Source organism: Labilibaculum manganireducens, from assembly GCF_002843385.1.
GTDB classification, from domain to species: Bacteria; Bacteroidota; Bacteroidia; order Bacteroidales; family Marinifilaceae; genus Labilibaculum; species Labilibaculum manganireducens.
In genome coordinates, this window is the sequence record NZ_MVDE01000006.1 from 164458 (window position 1) to 183106 (window position 18649).

Here is an 18649-nt window from a genome sequence, read left to right on the forward strand (position 1 = left end):
ATGAATAAGAAGAAGATATTACTACTTGGGGGTTCTTATTTTCAGGTGCCTTCTGTTCTTTCTGCAAAGAAGTTGGGCTATCACGCAATTACCTGTGATTTTGCGCCTGAAAATCCCGGGCATCAATATGCCGATGAATATTACAACATTAGCACTACGGATAAAGAACTGGTGCTCGAATTGGCTAAAAAACTGGAGATAGATGGTATTGTGGCCTATGCTTCGGATCCTGCGGCACCAACTGCCGCATATGTATCCGAAAAAATGGATCTGCCGGGGAATTCATACCAATCGGTGAAAATTTTGGCAGAGAAAGATTTGTTTAGGAATTTTCTTCAAAAGAATGGATTTAATCTGCCAAAATCGAAAGGATTTGAAAGCCTGGCAGATGCTTTGCTTGAAATAGATGATTTTTCATTTCCATTGATGGTAAAACCTGTTGATTCATCGGGAAGTAAGGGGGTTCGAAAGATTCGTTCGGCGGGGGAGCTGGTAAGTGCTTTTGAATATGCGATGAGTTTTTCAAGAACCAAAAGGATTGTGATGGAGGAGTTTCTTGTTAAGAAAGGACCGCAGATTCATGGTGATGTATTTGTGTGCGGGGGGAAAATATGTTTTTGTTATTTGGGCGATCACCATTTCGATGAAAAAGTAAATCCATTTGTTCCTTACTCTACAACATTGCCATCGATACATTCCGCAGCTGTTTTGAGCCGGATTGAACTGGAATTGCAGCGCTTATTCGATCTTCTTGCTATCAAGCAGGGAGCCTTTAATATTGAAGTTAGAATTGATGAGGAAGACCGAATTTTTTTAATGGAAGCCGGTCCTCGCAACGGAGGAAATTTGGTTCCTCAGCTGGAGCAGTATGCAAGCGGATTTAATATGGTGAATGCGACTATTGAAGCAGCCATGGGAAAGAAAGTTATTGTTGATCATATTCACAAAAAAGGCTTTTTTGCTTACTATGTTTTGCACAGCGATCGGGATGGTCTGTTAAAAGAAATAACTATATCTCCGGATTTAACCGAAAATATTTTGGAGAAGCACATTTTTAAAAACACCGGTGATTCGGTGATATCCTTTCAAGGATCGAATGCAACCATTGGTGTTCTTTTACTGCAATTTTCGTCGGGGGATGAGATGTATGAAAAGATAAACAACAGCGAAAAATACATTCAGATTAAACTCGAATCGGAAGAAATAATTTTTGTGAACAATGCGAATACAAATCGGTTAGCAATTTAAGATGAAAGCAATTGGTGGCTATTTTGAGTTGGAAGTAGTTGGCGGACCGGGATATTACCCAGATCTGCTGCACTTGAATACCGGCAGAAATTGTCTCGAATATTTACTTAGGGCGGGTAATTTCAAAAAAATATATCTGCCGCGATTTTCATGTAAAGTGCTTTTGGAACCCATAAAAAAACTCAATATCGAGTTTGAGTATTATCGCGTCGATCAGAATTTAAATCCTGTTTTAGATTTTTCACCAAAGAAGGATGAGGTTGTGCTTTACATCAACTACTTCGGAATTAAAGATGCTGTGCTTGAGCAGTTGAGTCATCAGATCGAGAATCTGATTGTTGACAATTCGCAGGCATTCTTTTCAGATAAAACATCGGCTTTGGGAACATTTTATTCGGCCCGTAAGTTTTTTGGTGTTCCCGATGGAGCTTATCTGTCAAGCAATTTGGTTTTGGAGGAAGAATTGAAAATGGATTATTCGTGGGATAGAATGTCACATTTGCTAAAGCGTTTGGAATTGGGTGCAGAAAGCGGCTATTCCGATTTTCAGGAGAATAGTTTAAAGCTGTCGGAGCAGCCGATTCTGCAGATGTCGGAGCTAAGCAAGTCTCTTTTAAGTCACATTGATTATTCCGAAGTAAAACAAATCAGAGAAGAAAACTTTCGGTATCTGCATCAGCAACTGTCCGGTGTCAATCAATTCGATTTCTCCGATTTGCTCGTAAATGGCCCAATGGTTTATCCGTTGTATGTGGAAAATGAAAATGTGAGAAAGGAATTACTTCAAAATAAAATATTTACAGCCTGCTATTGGCCAAATGTGTTGGAGGAATGTCCGGCAGATAGTTTGGATTACAAGCTGGCAAAATACATACTTCCTCTTCCTGTCGATCAGAGATACAACAGAGAAGATATGGAGCGGATTTGTAAAGTATTACTGGCTGTGTTATAAAAAAAACATTCAATAAATTCATAAAATATGACGACCCCTTTTGTTAGTATAAAAACGATTACCTACAATCATGAAAAGTTTATTGCGCAGTGCATTGAAGGAATTATGATGCAGAAAACCAATTTCCCGTTTGAATACATTATTGGTGAGGATTGCAGTACAGACGGTACAATGAAAATTGTTCAGGAATATGCGGACAAATATCCTGATGTAATCCGGATCATCACCGATGAAAAAAATGTGGGCGCAGCTGCAAATGATCATAGAACTGACCTTGCCTGCAAAGGGAAATATGTTGCTTTTTGTGAAGGTGATGATTTTTGGACCGATCCGCATAAACTGCAAAAGCAGGTTGATTTTTTAGAAGCCAATCCTGATTACGGAATGGTGCACACCAATCTTTCGTGTGTTAAAGACGGCAAAATAATAAAGAGTCTTCGGGGCGGGGAAATGTTACCGACGGGCAATGTTTTAGACGATGTATTAAAGGGAAATCACATTGCAACGGCAACAGTGTGCATGAAAAATGATTTGCTTCAACAAATTAATATCGGGAAGAAAATTGTTGATGAAAAATGGAAAATGGGGGATTATCCGTTATGGATTGAAACAGCCGCCGCAACAAAAGTTCATTACATGAAAGACGATACCATTACTTATCGGATTCACGACGATTCGGTGACCCATAAATTAGATTGGAATGGAGATTATCGTTTTTTTAAAGACAGATATCTTATTAAAAAATATTACATCGGGAAATTTAATCGTGAGCATTTACTGCCTTATATATCAAATATTTATCATAGGGAACTTTTGAAATATGCTATTTTCTTAAAAAAAGAGGATTTAAGGGAGGAGTGCAGTACCTATTTTAAGGAAAAAGCCAAAGGGAATGAGTATTTGTACCGAATACTTTCCAGATACAAAATGTTCGATTCTATTTTTTGTTTTTTGTATACATCCAGAAAGAAACTTAAGATTATAGCTTAGGGCAATTTAAACCTCTGTGACTGGTAAATATTGTGATGCTAGATAGTTAAAAAATAAGGGTGATATGTGTTTGCAAGGAAAGAGGTTGTTAATACTTGGTGGTGCTGCTTTTCAGATCTCAAGTATTTTGCGTGCAAAATTAGCTGGATATTATGGAATTTGTTAATTCGCTGATATAAATATGAAGTACATTGAAACAGGATTTTGGATGCTGGCTTTTTTTATTGCTCTTTTTTTAAAGAGTTATACAATTGGCGGTCAGGAAATGGCTTACATTTGGAAATTGCCTTTACTTATTTTTCTATTTGTTGGTGTTCTGGGGCAAAAAGTCCATTTCAATTTTTTGATTCTCGGCTATCTTTTCGCGATTAAGAATCTGGTGAATACCTCTTTTTTCGATTATCCGGTTGACTCCATTATCAATTTCTCTAAATACCTAACCATACCCTTGGTGGTTCATTGGATTTATTTGAATATCAACAGTGTCGAAAACCTGAAGAAATTACGGATGCTGCCGGTTTATCTGGCCAGCTTTCTTATTGTTTCAAATATTCCTTACTATTTGGGTGTTTTTTCGGCTCCGGTAAGTAAAACCATGCTTTGGATGGAGGACTCCTCTTTGGATGGTTTGGTTGGCATATTGGGAGCGCCGCATTATACCTCGGCTTTATTATCCATCGCCTGCATTGTAATTCTTGAGTTTATCGTTAAAAAAAGAGGCGGTATGCTGCTGAATTTAGTATTGGGGCCACTTTTAGTGTTAGGAGTATTCTTTCTTTTCAAAACCTACACACGAACCGGATGGCTCATGTTTGTGTTTGGAGTCAGCATTCTTTTTGTACGAAAAATTACTTTTAAAGAAGCAGGAAAAATATTGGCTCTTAGTGTTCTTTTATTTGCGGGTCTTGTTGTGTTGTATCAAACCAACGAAGGTTTCCGCCGCAGAGTGACGGACGACCGGGCCGGGCAGGAAGATAAACCGGCTTACGAAACAGTAGGTTCCGGGCGATTGCAGATTGCCACGGTATATTTGGAAAATTTGTACGAAAGTAATTTTGTTACCTATTTAGTGGGAATGGGCATGCAGGAATCACAAAACAGGTATGAGAAAAAGGATGGAATGCCACTCTTTGCACACAATGGTTTTGTTCAAACTTTAGTCGATAACGGAATACTGGGTTTCCTGCTTTATTTGGTTTTTCTCTATGCCATTTTCAGAGAAATTGCTCCTGCAAAAAGCAGTTACAATCAATTGACTGCAGCAATCTTTTTCATGTTTATTTCCTGTTTGGTAACCCAGCAGGCAAATTACTTTTTATTGGATCTGTTTCTTTCTCTGTTCATAGGAATTTCATTGATAGAAGATAGGATTAACCGTTACATTGAAATAAAACATCGGCTCGCATCGTCCGATTCGATGACTCACTCAACTACAATTTAAAACATGTATCATTTTCGCTTTATCACTTTAAATGATCTCAAGGAGATTGGTTATACAGGGGATTTCCCAAGTAATCAGTTCAACTGGATTTACAATTGGTTTTCTGTTTTCGAAAAAGTTGAAAACAATGTTCTTGGATACAATAAAAAGGCCTGCATTATAGCTGCTTATAAAGATGATCAGCTTGTTGCTGTAGTTCCGCTTGTGAAATTATACCGGACTTATTTTAAAGTGGTGAAAATTGAATTTTTAGAATTTATGGGACAGCAGTGGTCCTGCCTCGGCAATGATATTATAAAGTTTGGTGATCTGGAAGAATGCTTTTCATCTGAATTGATTTCGTGGATAAAAACCAATATAAAATTTCACTTCATCTTTTTTAAATACTTGCCCGAATCATCGGTTTTGGCCAACAAGTACCGGTTGTTTCATTACGCTGGTGCGCCTTTTGTTCGTGTAGATAAATACAGCAGTTATGAGGAGTTCTCGGATGCGGTATATGCAAGAAAATTTCGCGAAGATTTGGGCAGAACTTTTCGAAAAATTAAAAAGGATGGTTTTGAGTTCGAGCTAAGTTATGAGAAAATAAATGATAAGAGTTTATCGGAAATTAGACGAATTGCGAAATCGAAAGAAGTTGATGGGAAAAGTTTTTTGTACGAAGATGCTGAAAAAGAACAGTTTCATTTAAAAATGTATGAAAAATTTCCTTCGCAGGTCGTGTTTGTCAGGTTTAATCAGCAAGTGGTAGCTTATGCAACATGTATCGATTGGAATGGAGAAAGAATTGGGATTGATGGCGCCTTTGATCGGGATTACCGAAAATATGGTGCAGGAATTCATTGCTTAGATGCGGTTATAAAGAATAGTTTTAGTGAAAAAAAGCTGAAAATGTCGTTTGGTATGGGATTAGACACTTATAAATTTCAATTTACCGATCAAATTGATCGCTATTATATGTGTTTTGATTATAAACTTCGCTTAAGATCCTTACTTGCATTGCCTTACTTTTTGTATCGGTTAAAAAAGGAAGATCAAATGGTGACGGAGAAACTTTTGCTGGCTGAAGGTAAATAATCAGTAAGCCAAAGCTAGTGACGAAGGTGAATTTAAGATGATCTTGTTATAAAAAAACCACGGAGGTTGCAGAAAGAAAAGTACTTGAACCTGCATTTTTCCTTTCCAAAAATATATCGTAAAAAACCGATCAGATTTAATTCTTAAAAGCATGTATAATTTTCAATTTATTTCACTGAAAGAACTGAAGGAAATTGATTATCACGGAGATTTTTTAAGTTGTGACTCCAACTGGATTTCCAATTGGTTCTCAATTTTTAAAAACGTTGAAAACAATGTATTGGGTTACAAGAAACGACCTTATATTATTTCCGCTTATTGCAATGGTAAACTGGCAGCAATTGTTCCTCTTGTAAAATTGCAGCGGATTTATTGTAAATGTCTAAAGCTTACATTTGTTGAGTTCTTAGATCAGCAGTGGTGTAGCATGGGAAATGATATTATTGCTGTTGGATCCTTGGATCATAATTTTACCGAGGAGTTAATTTTCTGGATTAAAAAGAATATTCATTTCCATTTTCTGTTTTTGAGATACCTGCCTAAAACATCTGTTTTAAATAAAAAATTCCGAATGTTTCATTATGCGGGAGCTCCTTTTGTTCAGGTGTCGGATTATCAGAATTATGAAGAGTTTTCTTCACAGGTTTATACACGTAGATTTCATTCGGATTTACGAAAAAAACTTCGAAAAATTAAAAAGGATGGTTTTGAGTCCGAAATCAGTTTCAATACAATAAACGAAGAGAGTTTAGCCGAAATTAGAAGAATTGCGAAAACGAAAAAAATTGACGGGAAAAGTTTTTTATATGCTGATATAAAAAAAGAAGCATTTCAATTGCAGATGTATAAATTATTCCCTTCTCAGGTTGTTTTCCTAAAATTGAACAAGCATGCTGTAGCTTATGGTACTTATATTGATTGTAATGGGGAAAGAATAGGTATAGATGCAGCTTTTGACAGAGATTACCGAAGTTATGGAGTAGGAATCCATTGTGTTGATTCAATTATTCAGAATAGTTTTAAAGACGGCAAGCAGAAGATCTCTTTTGGTATGGGACTGGACAGCTATAAATTTCAATTTACCAATCAGATTGACCGCTATTATATGTGTTTCGATTATAAACTTCGCTTAAAATCCTTACTTGCATTGCCTTACTTTAAATACAGGTTAAAAAAGGAAGATCAGCAAGTAATTAAAAATCTTCAAAATATAAACGGCAATGGAAGGATTTAAGAAAATACTTGGAGATATTTTGGGTTGGGTTCTGCTTTTACTTTTTAAAAGTTATGGATTGAAGAAGTTCGATAAACATGTTTTGTCCATCTATTTTCACAACCCGTCCCCTTTCTTGTTTCAAGGAATAATTCAGTTTTTAAAAGCTCATAATTTTCATTTTATCAGTGAGAAAGAATTGTATGATTTTGCGCTTGGCAGAGATGAGTTGAAGGAAAGGAAAGCCTTTGTTTCGTTTGATGATGCCTGGAAAGGGAACTTAAAGTTGATTCCTGTTATTGAGAAATATCAAATTCCAATTTCAATTTTTACACCCGTTAAACCGGTTGTGTCGGGAAATTATTGGTGGGAATATGTTCCTTATTTAAAAAGTAAGCATCCCGAAATAAGTGGTGCAGATGATTTAAAAAGGATGAAAAACAGTCAGCGAATGGAATATGTTCGAAATGCTGCTGCTGAACGAATTTTAAAGAGATCGGCTGTAAATCTGAAAGAACTGGAATATTTGCACAAGCATCCGCTTGTAACCATCGGATCGCATACCTATCATCATCCAATTGGTATTCAATGCAGCGATGAGGAACTGGCATTTGAGTATTCCGAATCGAAAAAGATTTTAGAGAGCTGGTTGAAAACGGAAATTAATTCATTCGCATATCCAAACGGCGATTACGATGAAAGAGATTTTGAATTCTTAAAAAAGAACGGCTATAAAATGGCTTTTACTACAAGTCCAAATCTTAGCCGGGAAAATAATGGAATGTACGAACTCCCCAGAATTTCTATCAATACAAAAGGAGGGAAGTACGAGAACATTGCACGCATGTTGGGTTTGTGGCATCAGTACATTCAGCCTTTGCAATTGAAATTAAAATCAGAAAACAGGAAAGTCAGTGTTCAAATCATAGATCAGTATTCTTGAAAATGAAACTGTTTTTCACCTTATAAACTTCATATTACATTTCTAATGAAAGAAGTATTATTTATTGCTCCGGGAAATACAAAAAGTAAAGGTGGAATCGGCTTGTGTGTAAATAATTATTCGAAACACATCAAACCATTTAAGCTGATTGTTACTCACCGATTCAACTCAAAAGTGTTGAATAGTATTTGGTTTCCTGCTTGTGTAATTGAATTGATACTTCGCCTTTTAAACGATTCAGACATTAAAATTATTCATATTCACGGAGCATCGAAAGGCAGTTTTTACCGCAAATACATTCTGTTCTCGATTGTTCACAGGCTGTTTAACAAGAAACTGATCTATCATATCCACGGAGGTGGGTTTCGCGATTTTTATTTGGAATCACCGGTATTTATACAAAAGAGAATTCGTTACGTAATTCAATCTGCAGATGTTGTTTTTTGCCTGACTGAAAAATGGAAGCATTTCTTTTCCAGCGCGTTTCATCCGAAGCGGATTGTGATTTTAAACAACATGATTATTCCTCCGGCCGAACCCAATAAAATAGTGTTGAATGGCAAACTTCAGTTTCTCTTTTTGGGCTTAATTGGTGACAATAAGGGAATATTTGATTTATTAAAAACCATTTCGAAAAACAGAACCAATTTTGAGGGGAGACTATGCTTAAAGATTGCCGGTAATGGAGAAGTGGCCCGGCTAACGAAATATATTTCGAGATGGAAATTAGAGAATCTGGTACAATTTGAAGGTTGGGTAGATGCAGAGAAAAAAGATCAGTTGATGCGCTCATCGCACATTTTTATTTTGCCTTCCTACAAGGAAGGATTGCCCTTATCTATTTTGGAAGCAATGAGTTATTCGCTTCCAATCATATCAAGTAATGCCGGAGGTATTCCTGATTTAATTTACAAATACAAGAATGGCATTTTAGTGGATGCCGGAAATGAGGAAGGGATAAAAAAAGCCATTTTAAATTTACTAAACAATCATAATTTGATACAGATTTACTCTGAAAGGTCGGCAAAAGGAAGTGTTGACTTCTATCCACAAAGCGTTTTAAAAACTCTATTTTCAATTTACCATGAACTACAGAGCAGTAAGGGATTACTTATTGAGCAAAATTAAGTTTGGTTACCGGTTTTCGAAGGAATTACAGCGGATAGCCGACTTATACTCAATTAGCGAATCTCAATTATTAGAACTGAAAAATCAGGAATTTGTAAAGCAATATCAAAATGCATTTACCAATTCTAAATTTTATAATAAGCTTTATCAGGAGCACGGATTGCACTTGAATTCAATCCAGTCAACCGATGATGCAAAATTGATTCCAATCATCACAAAAGAAGATATACGCCATAGGGTGGATGATTTGCTGACCTGTAATAAATTGTTTGTTTATACCGCTTATACCAGCGGAACAACCGGATCGCCATTAAAGCTGTACCGCGATTATCAATCGGTTTGTAAAGAATATTCTTACGGATACTATTTTCAAAGTATGCACGGGTATCAGTTGGGTGATAAAGTGATTTCTATCAAAGGAGATTTAGATCAAAGTGAAATTTCCAGATACGATCGTTCATTAAATACCCTTCACTTGTCGAGCTATAATCTGAATGAAAAAAATATTAAGAAGTATTACCGGTTAATTAAAGATTTCGGACCCAAGGTAGTAAAGGCATATCCATCCTCTCTGCAGATTCTTTCGGTAGAACTGTACAAAGCAGGACTCGATTTACAGATTCCGCTGGCTTTTACTTCTTCCGAAGTGCTGCACGATTTTCAACGAAGTATTATTGAAAAGATTCTGCACACACAAATTTTCGACTGGTATGGGAATTCCGAGCAGACGATTTCTTTGGGACAGGTGAAGGAAGGTTTGTATCAGGATATTCCTTTGTATGCCCATATTGAGGTGCAGGAAAAGTGCATTATTACCACGGGTTTTATTAATAAGTCTTTTCCGTTGATTCGTTACAAAATTGATGATGTGATAAAACTGAAGTGCGGCAGCAGCTGCATTCGTTGTTGTACCAGCCGAATTTTAGGACGGGACAATCAGTATGTGTTGTTGAAAAACGGGCAGCAAATCGGCCTGTTGGATCATGCCTTTAATTTTAGCAATGTAAAGAACATTCTGGGAGCACAAATCGTTCAGAATGTGGCAGGTGAAATCAATTTGAATATCATTCCCGATGATAATTATACGGAGACGAATAAAGCGAACCTCATTAAGAATTTAACTCAGCTTTTGGGTGCTGATTGTAAGATTCATTACAAAGAAATCGGCGAAGACCAAATCATTCGAACAGTATCAGGGAAGTATAATTTGATGGTTTCAAACCTCAGTTCTCAGAAGGGAAATCAGGTGATCAGAGAAATTATGCAGGAGACTTAAACCATATCGAATATGACTTATCGATTAATCAAAGATTTGATTGCTTATAAAATTAAGTTTGGAAGCGGGTTCGAAAAAGAGCTCAAAAAGATTGTTGATTTGAGCACTTGTTCGGAACAGAAATTACTGGATTTAAAAGAGAAGGAGTTTGTAAAACAATTTCGGAATGCTTTTGAGAATTCAAAATTCTATAAAAATCTGTATCAGTCTCATGGATTAACTATTTATTCGGTTAAAAATTTATCGGATGTAAATAAATTACCAATCATCAATAAATCGATTGTTAAAAAAAACAGTGCCGATATTTTAACCAAATCAAGGTTAATGGTTTTTAAAGCCTATTCGAGTGGTACAACAGGAACACCTCTTCAGGTATACAGGGATTTTTCATCAACAATAAAAGAGTATGCATACGGACATTTTTTCCAGCAAATGCACGGTTATCATTTGGGTGATCCTGTTGTTTCTCTTCGAGGTGTACTGGATCGGAATACAGTTTCTTATTTCGATAAAAGCAATAATGTTTTGTACATCTCCAGCTTTCATTTGGGGGCAGATGAAATTGGCAGGATTCATAAAATGATTACTGATTTTCAACCTAAAGTAATAAAAGCTTATCCCAGTTCTATGCACATATTGGCCACAGAGTTGTACAAAGCCAATTTGGAATTAAACATTCCGCTTGCATTTACCTCTTCGGAGGTATTACACGATTTTCAAAGAGAAATAGTAGAGAAAGTTTTCAATACTAAAATATTCGATTGGTATGGCAATGCAGAACAAACAGTTGCTTTTGGGCAGTTTAATGATTCTTATTATCACGAATTTCCATTGTATTCTCATACCGAATTTGCCGACAATCATTTAATAACAACCGGATTTATCAACAGTGCATTTCCTTTAATTCGTTATAAGGTAGATGATATGATTCAATTGGCCCCCACAAGTAACGGAACCTGTGTGGTTCAAAAAATAGAAGGTCGCGATGATGATTATGTGATTTTAAAAGATGGTCAGCGAATTGGACGATTGGATTTGGCTTTTAAGAAAATAAATCAGCTTTTAGCCGCTCAGATAATTCAAAATACCGTGGGAGAAATAACTGTAAATCTGATTCCTGATAAAGGGTTTACAAAATTAGACAACACACAATTGGAACAAAATTTAAAAGCTTTATTGGGTAATGATTGCAGAATCAAATTTGAAAAAATTGAAACAAAGGGATTGATTAGAAGCAACAGAGGGAAGTTTAATTTAGTTGTATCTCAAATTGAAAAAAAATGAGCCTGATTCAGAAGCAGATTGTGATTGTTGGTGCAGGGCCACAAGCTTTATTCTTGTTGAGGGAATATAGTCGGATAGGATATTTGGTTACTATACTGGGGCGCAAAAACGAAATTGCCATGTATTCCCGTTACGGCATAAAATTAATTGTTGATACAGAAGAGGATTTGATTCATAAATTAACGGGTTTGGCTTCCAAAAACAGCATGCAGGATTGTATTGTTGCGAGTGGTTTTTACCTGTCTTTTCTGATGAAGAATTTTCCCGGGTTTTTCACTCTTTTTAATGTTGTACCTAAAGATAAAGAGGCTTTATCTATTTTTTTGAACAAACTAAATACCTATCAATTGGCTGAGGAGATTGATTGTAAATATCCAAAATCAGTTCTTCTAAGTCAATTGAATCACGATACCGATTACAAGAGTTTTACATTTCCGCAAATTGTAAAGTGGAATCAGGATATCTATTTGTATGAAAAGCCAGCCTTTAAAACCTGTTTGGTGCAAAATATAAAAGATCTAAAAAATCTCAATCAAACTCTTATCGATCGGGAGAAGCAATCGTTGGTAATGCAGGAGTTTTTGGGAGCAGATTTGCAAAATAATTTTTCCTATGGTGCTTATTTCGATCGGGGAAATTTAGTGGCAGGAATTTGTGTGAATGAAGTCCGGCATTATCGTTCGGGAGTCTCTTCGGTGGTGGAAGAATATCGTGGCGAATTTGCCGAAATTATAGAAGAAAAATCCATTCAATTAATTGGCAAAACATTATTTACCGGTTTTTTAGATGTTGAATTTAAAATTTTTAACGGCGAACCATATCTCTTGGAGGTAAACCCCCGGCCATTTGGTTTTATCCGGATCATGAAACTGAAATATCCTGATTTGATCCCCTATATTTTAGGCGAGTGTGTCAGCAATCAAAAGAATTCCAAACAGGTTCAATGGATGAATGTTCTGCGCGACATGGTTTTAATTGCCAAAAACCCGGGAAAGATATTGCACATGTTCTCAGTCCTGTTCAACTTCAGCAGCAGAACCTTTGATGTGTGGGATATAGGTGATTTGAAACCGTTTTTCCGACAGGTGAAACGTTAAAGTTCATTGAGTAGACCTGAACAAATCCGAGAATAACCAGTACATAATCAATTTTGAGTGTTGCAGAGCTCATTTTGAATGTTGCAGAGTCCATTTTGAATGTTGCAGAGTTCATTTTGACTGTTACAGAGCTCATTTTGAGTGTTGCAAAGCTCATTCTGCGTGTTGCAGAGTCCATTTTTGGCTTGCAGAGCTCATTTTACGTGTTGCAGAGTCCATTTTTGGCTTGCAGAGCTCATTCTGCGTGTTGCAGAGTCCATTTTGAGCTTGCAGAGCTCATTCTGCGTTTGCAGAGTCCATTTTGAGTACTAAAAGCAATCCTCCTTAAAAATAATATCTAACCACTAATATCATTAAAATCTCATGATGTCTCTCTGCCTAACGCTCGACTACGAACTTTTTGGTTCTGGTCGCGGTAATGTGTTTCAGCACATTATTGAACCAACCAATAGAATGTTGAGTATTTGCGAACAGCACAACATCAAGCTGACTATATTTTTTGAAGTGGTAGAATACTGGAAGCTGAAGGAAGCTTACGAGAGTGGAATTACAATGGGCTATTCGTCGAATCCTGCTACAGCCATGAAAGAGCAAATACAGCGAGCTTATCAATTGGGTCACGATGTACAATTGCACCTGCATCCGCAATGGATTGATGCAAAATATGAAAAAGGGGAATGGCTGCTGAATCTGGATTACTGGAGGTTGCCGGAGGTGCCCGATCAGCCGGATGAAACCATTAGCATGGGATTGTCGGAGTTAATCCGAAAAGGCAAAGAGACTTTAGAGTCCATTCTGGAAGCTGTAAATCCGGAGTACAAGTGCAACATACTTCGGGCAGGAGGATACAATATCGATCCATCGGAACGATTGCTGAAGTTTCTTAAACAGCATTCCTTTATTGCAGATAGTTCGGTTTATTATGGTGGAAAAGCGGAAGGCAATTTATCTCGCTACGATTATTCGGATATTTCAGAAACCAAAGCTTACTGGTATGCATCCAATAATTCTTTGATGAGTTCAAACGGCATTGGCAGTGGATTTTTGGAATTGCCAATTTTTGCTCAAAAGCGAAGACGAATTCTAAAATACGATGCAGTACGAATAAAATCTGCAATGCAGAACAAAGCCAATTCCATAGAGAAATTTAAAAACAACAGCGCAAAGAAATCAAAATGGGAGACTGTTCAGTTTTTGCTTCAGGAAGAGGCCTTAACCTGGGATTTTTGTTTGTTCTCGAAAGGAAAAATGAGAAACTTTTTAAAAGCGGCAATCAGGCTTCAGAAACATTCAGCAATGCTGTTTCATCCCTTTGTTTTGGTCGGACATCCAAAGGATTTCTACTATCCGGATGCCTTGCTTTATTTGGCCAAACAAGCAGGGAAAAGGGAAATTGCATTCCATACTTTAAGCGGATTACTTGTAAAAATTAATCAAGAGACAGTTTAGAAGACTCCTAAATCCCCTAAAGGGGACTTTGATCTGCAACTAATGCTTGTTTATTTTTTGTAAGCCCCTTTAGGTGTTTGGGGTATTGTAAGTAGAGAACCCAACAGAGTCGCAGACCTGTTGGAGTTAAGGCTGGAACTTCGCACCCTGACAGGCTAAATCAATTTTTAAGCATGATCAGACGCTAATCTTTAGTTAACAGCCTTTTTTATCTAACCATCTATCGTTTAAAAAACATGTATAAAACAAGTTTCGAAAATCTTCGAAATTATATCGAAAGTCAGGAATACAAAGGCTGGGACCCATACGATGGCCTGAATTCCAAATTTTTTCAGTCCATTCCTTTTGTGAAAAACAGCAGGTTAATGCGATTGATTTGGATTCAGGCATTTAAAAAAAGTCCAATAAATTTCCGGGGTCTTACCAGAGTTGAGAAGGATTACAATCCAAAAGGTCTTGGTTTATTTCTTAGTGGATATTGTAAACTTTATCGATTTGATCGAACACAGGAGGTAAGATCCCGGATTCATTTTCTGAGCGAAAAATTATTGAAAATGCAATCGAAAGGCTGGTCGGGCTCCTGTTGGGGATACAATTTCGATTGGCAGGCAAGAGCCTTTTTTCAACCCAAAGGCACACCATCGGTAGTTGTTACCACTTATGCAGGCTGTGCATTGCTGGACGCCTACGAAATATTGGGAGATGAAAAGTTGTTGGAGACAGCCATACGAATCAAGGATTTTATTTTGAAGGATTTAAACCGAACCTACGACGGAAACGGGGATTTCTGTTTTTCCTATTCTCCATTGGATCAAACTCAGGTTTTTAATGCTTCTCTTTTAGGAAGCCGGATGCTGTCGAGAATCTATCATTATACACAAGAGGAGGAAGTTTTGAATTGTGCAAAGCAATCGGTAAGGTATTGCATCAAGCACCAAAACTCCGATGGATCCTGGTCGTATGGCACTTTGCCTTATCATCGCTGGATTGATAATTTTCATACCGGATTTAATCTCGAAGCTTTATCCGATTATCGCAGATATAGTAAGGATTCTTCCTTCGACCGGCAAATTAAATTGGGATTGGATTATTACCTGGCCAATTTTTTCGCTGATGACGGAACACCAAAATATTACAACAATTCGGTTTATCCGATTGACATACATTGTCCGGCTCAATTGCCAATTACACTAAGCAGTTTAAACGTGTTCGAAGAGAACAGGGAATTGGTCGGTCGGGTTTTAAAATGGACAATCAGCAATCTTCAGGATCAATCCGGGTATTTCTATTTTCAGTTAGGGAAACGCGGAAAAAATAAGATTCCTTATATCCGATGGGCACAAGCCTGGATGTTTTTGTCCTTATCAAACTATTTAGTTGAAACCATAAAAATACCGGAATATGAGAAAGAGAATTACGATAATGAACTCGCCGGTTGACGTGTTGACGATGAAGGAAACTCTTCATCTGATCGACGATTCGATCCGGGATAAAAAGCCAATTCAACACATTGTGGTAAATGCGGCCAAACTGGTGCACATGCAAACCGATACCGAGTTATATAAATCGGTAGTAGCAAGCGATATTATTAATGCGGACGGAATGGCTGTTGTTTGGGCCGCGGGGTTATTGGGAGAACCTTTGCCGGAAAGAGTTTCCGGAGTTGATTTGATGCAGGAACTCGTTATTTTGGCTGCTAAAAAAAAATACAGGATCTTTTTCTTCGGTGGCAAAGAAGAAGTGGTATCCGAAGTGGTTCGAAAATACACATCTGTTTTTGGAGAAGAAATAATTGCCGGTTTCCGAAATGGGTATTTTAACCATGATCAGGAAGCAGATATTGCAGAACAAATTGCAGCATCGAATGCAGACATTTTATTTGTAGCCATAAGTTCTCCAACCAAGGAGATTTTTCTGAATACCTACAAAGATCAGCTAAAAGTGCCCTTTATTATGGGCGTTGGCGGTTCGTTTGATGTAGTAGCCGGAAAAGTAAAAAGAGCACCACTTTGGATGCAAAACTCAGGTTTGGAATGGTTTTACCGTTTTTTGCAGGAGCCCGGCCGAATGTGGAAAAGATACTTAACAACCAATTCTCTGTTTCTCTACTACATATTTAAAGAACGAATTCAAAAATTTTTCAGATAAACCCACACTTCATTTTTACAGAAGCAAGTGTGCATCTCTATAATAAAAAATACTCAACTCAGAATACAGACAGCCGTTGACCAACCATCAACTTGAAAAGCTGGCTGTGGTCTTTTAAAATTTCACTTTAAAACCTTAAAACCATGATTAAAGGAAGAGAACAAACCCTTGCACGTTTGAGTACTCTCATGCAAGTAGGTTTATCAGTTGCTTGTTATTGGGTGGTGGCATGGGCAGTTACTACCTATTTAAGACCGGTAAATATTGATGTTCACGATAACAATACAATTTACCTGCTGATTATTGCCATTTGGTACACGCTGATAAAGGAGTTGAATCTGGGTAAGATGCTTCGGGTAAAAACCTACTCCGAATTGTTTGCCGAATATTTTGCCCTTGTTGTGATCAGTTCAGGATTGCTGCATTTAGGAAGCTTATTCCTTACCGACTCTGTACCAACATTAATTCTGGCTTTGTTTGCCTGCCTAAATCTTGTAGTGCTTTTTGGCTTTCGGATGTTAAGTTACCGGATATTTAAATTGCTGAGAGGGAAAGGCTTTAATACCAGAAATGTTTTAATTGTTGCCGATGATGAATCGTATCTGCACTTTATCGACCGAATGCTTTTTATCCGCGATTGGGGATACAATGTTTGGGCGATCATGTCGGATGGAAAACACATCAAAAATAAATACGAATCGCACGTTCGGGTTTTGCATGAGCATTTTCAGCTAAGCGAAATTATAGATGCCAATGTGGTTGATGAGGTAATTTACTGCAAGGGAAAGTTTGATAATGAAGAAGTCCGGGCTTTGATTTATGCCTGTTCCGAGGTTGGAGTTACGTTTCGTGTTTATTCCGAATTGTTAAGTGTTGTTAGTCAGCGATCTCATCTTACTTATTTTAAAGAACTTCCTTTTCTTACGTTCGCAAATAATACCAAGAATTACTTTGCCCTTAAGGTGAAGGAAATGCTCGATTTCCTGTTTTCATTTGTTATTGTGGTATTGATTTCTCCTGTTTTATTAGCCATATCAGTGGCAATAAAAATTGAAGATGGAGGCTCTGTTTTTTTCCGTCAAAGGCGGGTAGGCTTGAATGGACGTATTTTTCATTGTCTGAAGTTCAGAACAATGGTGGAAAATGCGGAAGCCTTGCGGGTAAAACTTGAAAATCAGAATGAACAATCGGGGCCGGTTTTCAAAATTAAGAATGATCCGCGGGTAACCCGTGTAGGCAGATTTCTTCGAAAAACTTCGTTGGATGAGCTGCCTCAGTTCTTTAATGTTCTTCGGGGCGAAATGTCGATTGTTGGTCCACGGCCGCCAATACCTTCCGAAGTTCAGCAGTATCAACGTTGGCAGCGCCGGCGATTAAGTATGAAACCAGGAATTACCTGTATCTGGCAAGTGTCCGGCCGCAATAATATTCCTTTCGAGGAATGGATGAAACTGGACATGCTTTACATCGACACCTGGTCGTTAAAACTGGATTTAATACTATTTCTCAGCACCATTAAAGTTGTGTTCACAGGTGAAGGACAATAGTTAATCTCAATATATTTAAACTGGAATCAACAAAAAACCAAGACCATGAATAAAAAATATTTATTTCTGATGAGCCTCATTTTAGTAATGAGTATCATTTCCTGTCGATCAAAAAAAGATTTGGTTTACCTGCAGGACACTGGAGCTGAGATATTGGCAAGTGAATTTACAACAAATGTTCCCGAGTATTTGATTAAGACAAATGACAATCTTTTTGTGAGTATTAAATCCTTAAATCCGGAGGTGAATCAATTGTATAATCCTGCACAAAGCGTAGGTGGAATGGGGGGAGCACAGCAATTGTACAGTCAGCAATCCGACCAGTATTTAAATGGTTATCAGGTAGATTCAAACGGGAATATTTCTCTGCCAATTCTGGGTGCAGTAGGAATTGCAGGACTTAGTCAGGCCGAGGCTCAGGCTAAGGTTCAGGAGAGGGCAGACGAATACTTAAAGGATGCCAGTGTTAAAGTAAAACTTTTAAATTACAAAGTAAGTGTAATGGGGGAAGTTACAACTCCAGGCGTTTACTACAATTACAATAGCAGCTTAACTGTGCTGGAAGCCATTAGTATGGCGAATGGAATCACCGAATATGCAAAAGTTGACTATGTTTTGGTGATGCGAACCTCCGGGAAACAAAGTGAAACATTTCGTTTGGATTTAACAAAGAAGGATTTTCTAAAATCGAAAGCATTTTTTCTGCAGCCTAATGATGTTGTATATGTGGAGCCTCACAGGATTAAAAATACGAATATGAATTCGGCCGTTTACAGCCTTTTGCTGTCAACAGTATCAACGGCAGTATTAATAACCAGTGTAATACTAACCAACAAATAAGCCGTTTTGCTTGGTG

General features: G+C 37.3%; 16 protein-coding genes. All 16 read left to right on the plus strand.

The features are described from left to right. The 16 genes from BZG01_RS06225 to BZG01_RS06305 all read left to right on the plus strand — a co-directional run bounded on the left by BZG01_RS06225 (position 1) and on the right by BZG01_RS06305 (position 18633). Positions 1–1248, plus strand: a complete 1248-nt coding sequence (locus BZG01_RS06225) for an ATP-grasp domain-containing protein (protein ID WP_101308964.1) — start codon at positions 1–3, stop codon at positions 1246–1248. Position 1249: 1 nt separating this feature from the next. Next, positions 1250–2200, plus strand: coding sequence for an aspartate aminotransferase family protein (locus BZG01_RS06230; protein ID WP_101308965.1), 951 nt, complete (start codon positions 1250–1252; stop codon positions 2198–2200). A gap of 27 nt (positions 2201–2227) precedes the next feature. Beyond that, the gene (locus BZG01_RS06235; RefSeq protein ID WP_101308966.1) at positions 2228–3190 is read left to right on the plus strand and encodes a glycosyltransferase; all 963 of its coding nucleotides are present in this window, start codon (positions 2228–2230) and stop codon (positions 3188–3190) included. 181 nt (positions 3191–3371) lie between these two features. Continuing rightward, positions 3372–4631: an O-antigen ligase family protein gene (locus BZG01_RS06240; protein WP_101308967.1), complete on the plus strand. Its 1260-nt coding sequence runs from the start codon at positions 3372–3374 to the stop codon at positions 4629–4631. 3 nt (positions 4632–4634) lie between these two features. Further along, a complete protein-coding gene (locus BZG01_RS06245) occupies positions 4635–5708 on the plus strand; it encodes a GNAT family N-acetyltransferase (RefSeq protein WP_101308968.1) in 1074 nt (357 codons plus the stop codon). A gap of 151 nt (positions 5709–5859) precedes the next feature. Beyond that, positions 5860–6942, plus strand: a complete 1083-nt coding sequence (locus BZG01_RS06250) for a GNAT family N-acetyltransferase (protein ID WP_101308969.1) — start codon at positions 5860–5862, stop codon at positions 6940–6942. Next, complete coding sequence (locus tag BZG01_RS06255) at positions 6929–7864, plus strand: polysaccharide deacetylase family protein (RefSeq protein ID WP_101308970.1); 936 nt, start codon at positions 6929–6931, stop codon at positions 7862–7864. The genes BZG01_RS06250 and BZG01_RS06255 overlap by 14 nt, the downstream gene beginning before the upstream one ends. Before the next feature lie 45 nt (positions 7865–7909). Beyond that, positions 7910–8992: a glycosyltransferase family 4 protein gene (locus tag BZG01_RS06260; protein WP_101308971.1), complete on the plus strand. Its 1083-nt coding sequence runs from the start codon at positions 7910–7912 to the stop codon at positions 8990–8992. After that, on the plus strand, positions 8949–10268 hold the full coding sequence (locus BZG01_RS06265; protein ID WP_101308972.1) for a phenylacetate--CoA ligase family protein: 1320 nt from the start codon (positions 8949–8951) through the stop codon (positions 10266–10268). Before BZG01_RS06260 ends, BZG01_RS06265 begins: the two co-directional genes overlap by 44 nt. A 12-nt stretch (positions 10269–10280) precedes the next feature. Next, positions 10281–11552, plus strand: a complete 1272-nt coding sequence (locus tag BZG01_RS06270) for a phenylacetate--CoA ligase family protein (RefSeq protein WP_101308973.1) — start codon at positions 10281–10283, stop codon at positions 11550–11552. Continuing rightward, a complete protein-coding gene (locus BZG01_RS06275) occupies positions 11549–12649 on the plus strand; it encodes a hypothetical protein (protein WP_101308974.1) in 1101 nt (366 codons plus the stop codon). The genes BZG01_RS06270 and BZG01_RS06275 overlap by 4 nt, the downstream gene beginning before the upstream one ends. A gap of 363 nt (positions 12650–13012) precedes the next feature. After that, the gene (locus tag BZG01_RS06285) at positions 13013–14098 is read left to right on the plus strand and encodes a polysaccharide deacetylase family protein (RefSeq protein ID WP_143470847.1); all 1086 of its coding nucleotides are present in this window, start codon (positions 13013–13015) and stop codon (positions 14096–14098) included. A 236-nt stretch (positions 14099–14334) separates the two neighbouring features. Next, entirely contained in the window at positions 14335–15537 is a 1203-nt protein-coding gene (locus BZG01_RS06290; RefSeq protein WP_101308977.1) for a delta-aminolevulinic acid dehydratase, read from the plus strand. Then, positions 15500–16246 (plus strand): WecB/TagA/CpsF family glycosyltransferase, encoded by a 747-nt coding sequence (locus BZG01_RS06295; RefSeq protein ID WP_101308978.1) that lies wholly within the window; start codon positions 15500–15502, stop codon positions 16244–16246. The genes BZG01_RS06290 and BZG01_RS06295 overlap by 38 nt, the downstream gene beginning before the upstream one ends. Positions 16247–16389: 143 nt before the next feature. Next, entirely contained in the window at positions 16390–17793 is a 1404-nt protein-coding gene (locus tag BZG01_RS06300) for a sugar transferase (RefSeq protein ID WP_101308979.1), read from the plus strand. A gap of 45 nt (positions 17794–17838) precedes the next feature. Continuing rightward, positions 17839–18633, plus strand: coding sequence for a polysaccharide biosynthesis/export family protein (locus BZG01_RS06305; protein ID WP_101308980.1), 795 nt, complete (start codon positions 17839–17841; stop codon positions 18631–18633). Positions 18634–18649: the final 16 nt, after the last annotated feature.

Bases quoted from the DNA above. Each gene is read 5' to 3' on its own strand.
- BZG01_RS06225 (WP_101308964.1), top strand. From the start codon at position 1: ATGAATAAGAAGAAGATATTACTACTTGGGGGTTCTTATTTTCAGGTG.
- BZG01_RS06230 (WP_101308965.1), top strand. From the start codon at position 1,250: ATGAAAGCAATTGGTGGCTATTTTGAGTTGGAAGTAGTTGGCGGACCG.
- BZG01_RS06235 (WP_101308966.1), top strand. From the start codon at position 2,228: ATGACGACCCCTTTTGTTAGTATAAAAACGATTACCTACAATCATGAA.
- BZG01_RS06240 (WP_101308967.1), top strand. From the start codon at position 3,372: ATGAAGTACATTGAAACAGGATTTTGGATGCTGGCTTTTTTTATTGCT.
- BZG01_RS06245 (WP_101308968.1), top strand. From the start codon at position 4,635: ATGTATCATTTTCGCTTTATCACTTTAAATGATCTCAAGGAGATTGGT.
- BZG01_RS06250 (WP_101308969.1), top strand. From the start codon at position 5,860: ATGTATAATTTTCAATTTATTTCACTGAAAGAACTGAAGGAAATTGAT.
- BZG01_RS06255 (WP_101308970.1), top strand. From the start codon at position 6,929: ATGGAAGGATTTAAGAAAATACTTGGAGATATTTTGGGTTGGGTTCTG.
- BZG01_RS06260 (WP_101308971.1), top strand. From the start codon at position 7,910: ATGAAAGAAGTATTATTTATTGCTCCGGGAAATACAAAAAGTAAAGGT.
- BZG01_RS06265 (WP_101308972.1), top strand. From the start codon at position 8,949: ATGAACTACAGAGCAGTAAGGGATTACTTATTGAGCAAAATTAAGTTT.
- BZG01_RS06270 (WP_101308973.1), top strand. From the start codon at position 10,281: ATGACTTATCGATTAATCAAAGATTTGATTGCTTATAAAATTAAGTTT.
- BZG01_RS06275 (WP_101308974.1), top strand. From the start codon at position 11,549: ATGAGCCTGATTCAGAAGCAGATTGTGATTGTTGGTGCAGGGCCACAA.
- BZG01_RS06285 (WP_143470847.1), top strand. From the start codon at position 13,013: ATGATGTCTCTCTGCCTAACGCTCGACTACGAACTTTTTGGTTCTGGT.
- BZG01_RS06290 (WP_101308977.1), top strand. From the start codon at position 14,335: ATGTATAAAACAAGTTTCGAAAATCTTCGAAATTATATCGAAAGTCAG.
- BZG01_RS06295 (WP_101308978.1), top strand. From the start codon at position 15,500: ATGAGAAAGAGAATTACGATAATGAACTCGCCGGTTGACGTGTTGACG.
- BZG01_RS06300 (WP_101308979.1), top strand. From the start codon at position 16,390: ATGATTAAAGGAAGAGAACAAACCCTTGCACGTTTGAGTACTCTCATG.
- BZG01_RS06305 (WP_101308980.1), top strand. From the start codon at position 17,839: ATGAATAAAAAATATTTATTTCTGATGAGCCTCATTTTAGTAATGAGT.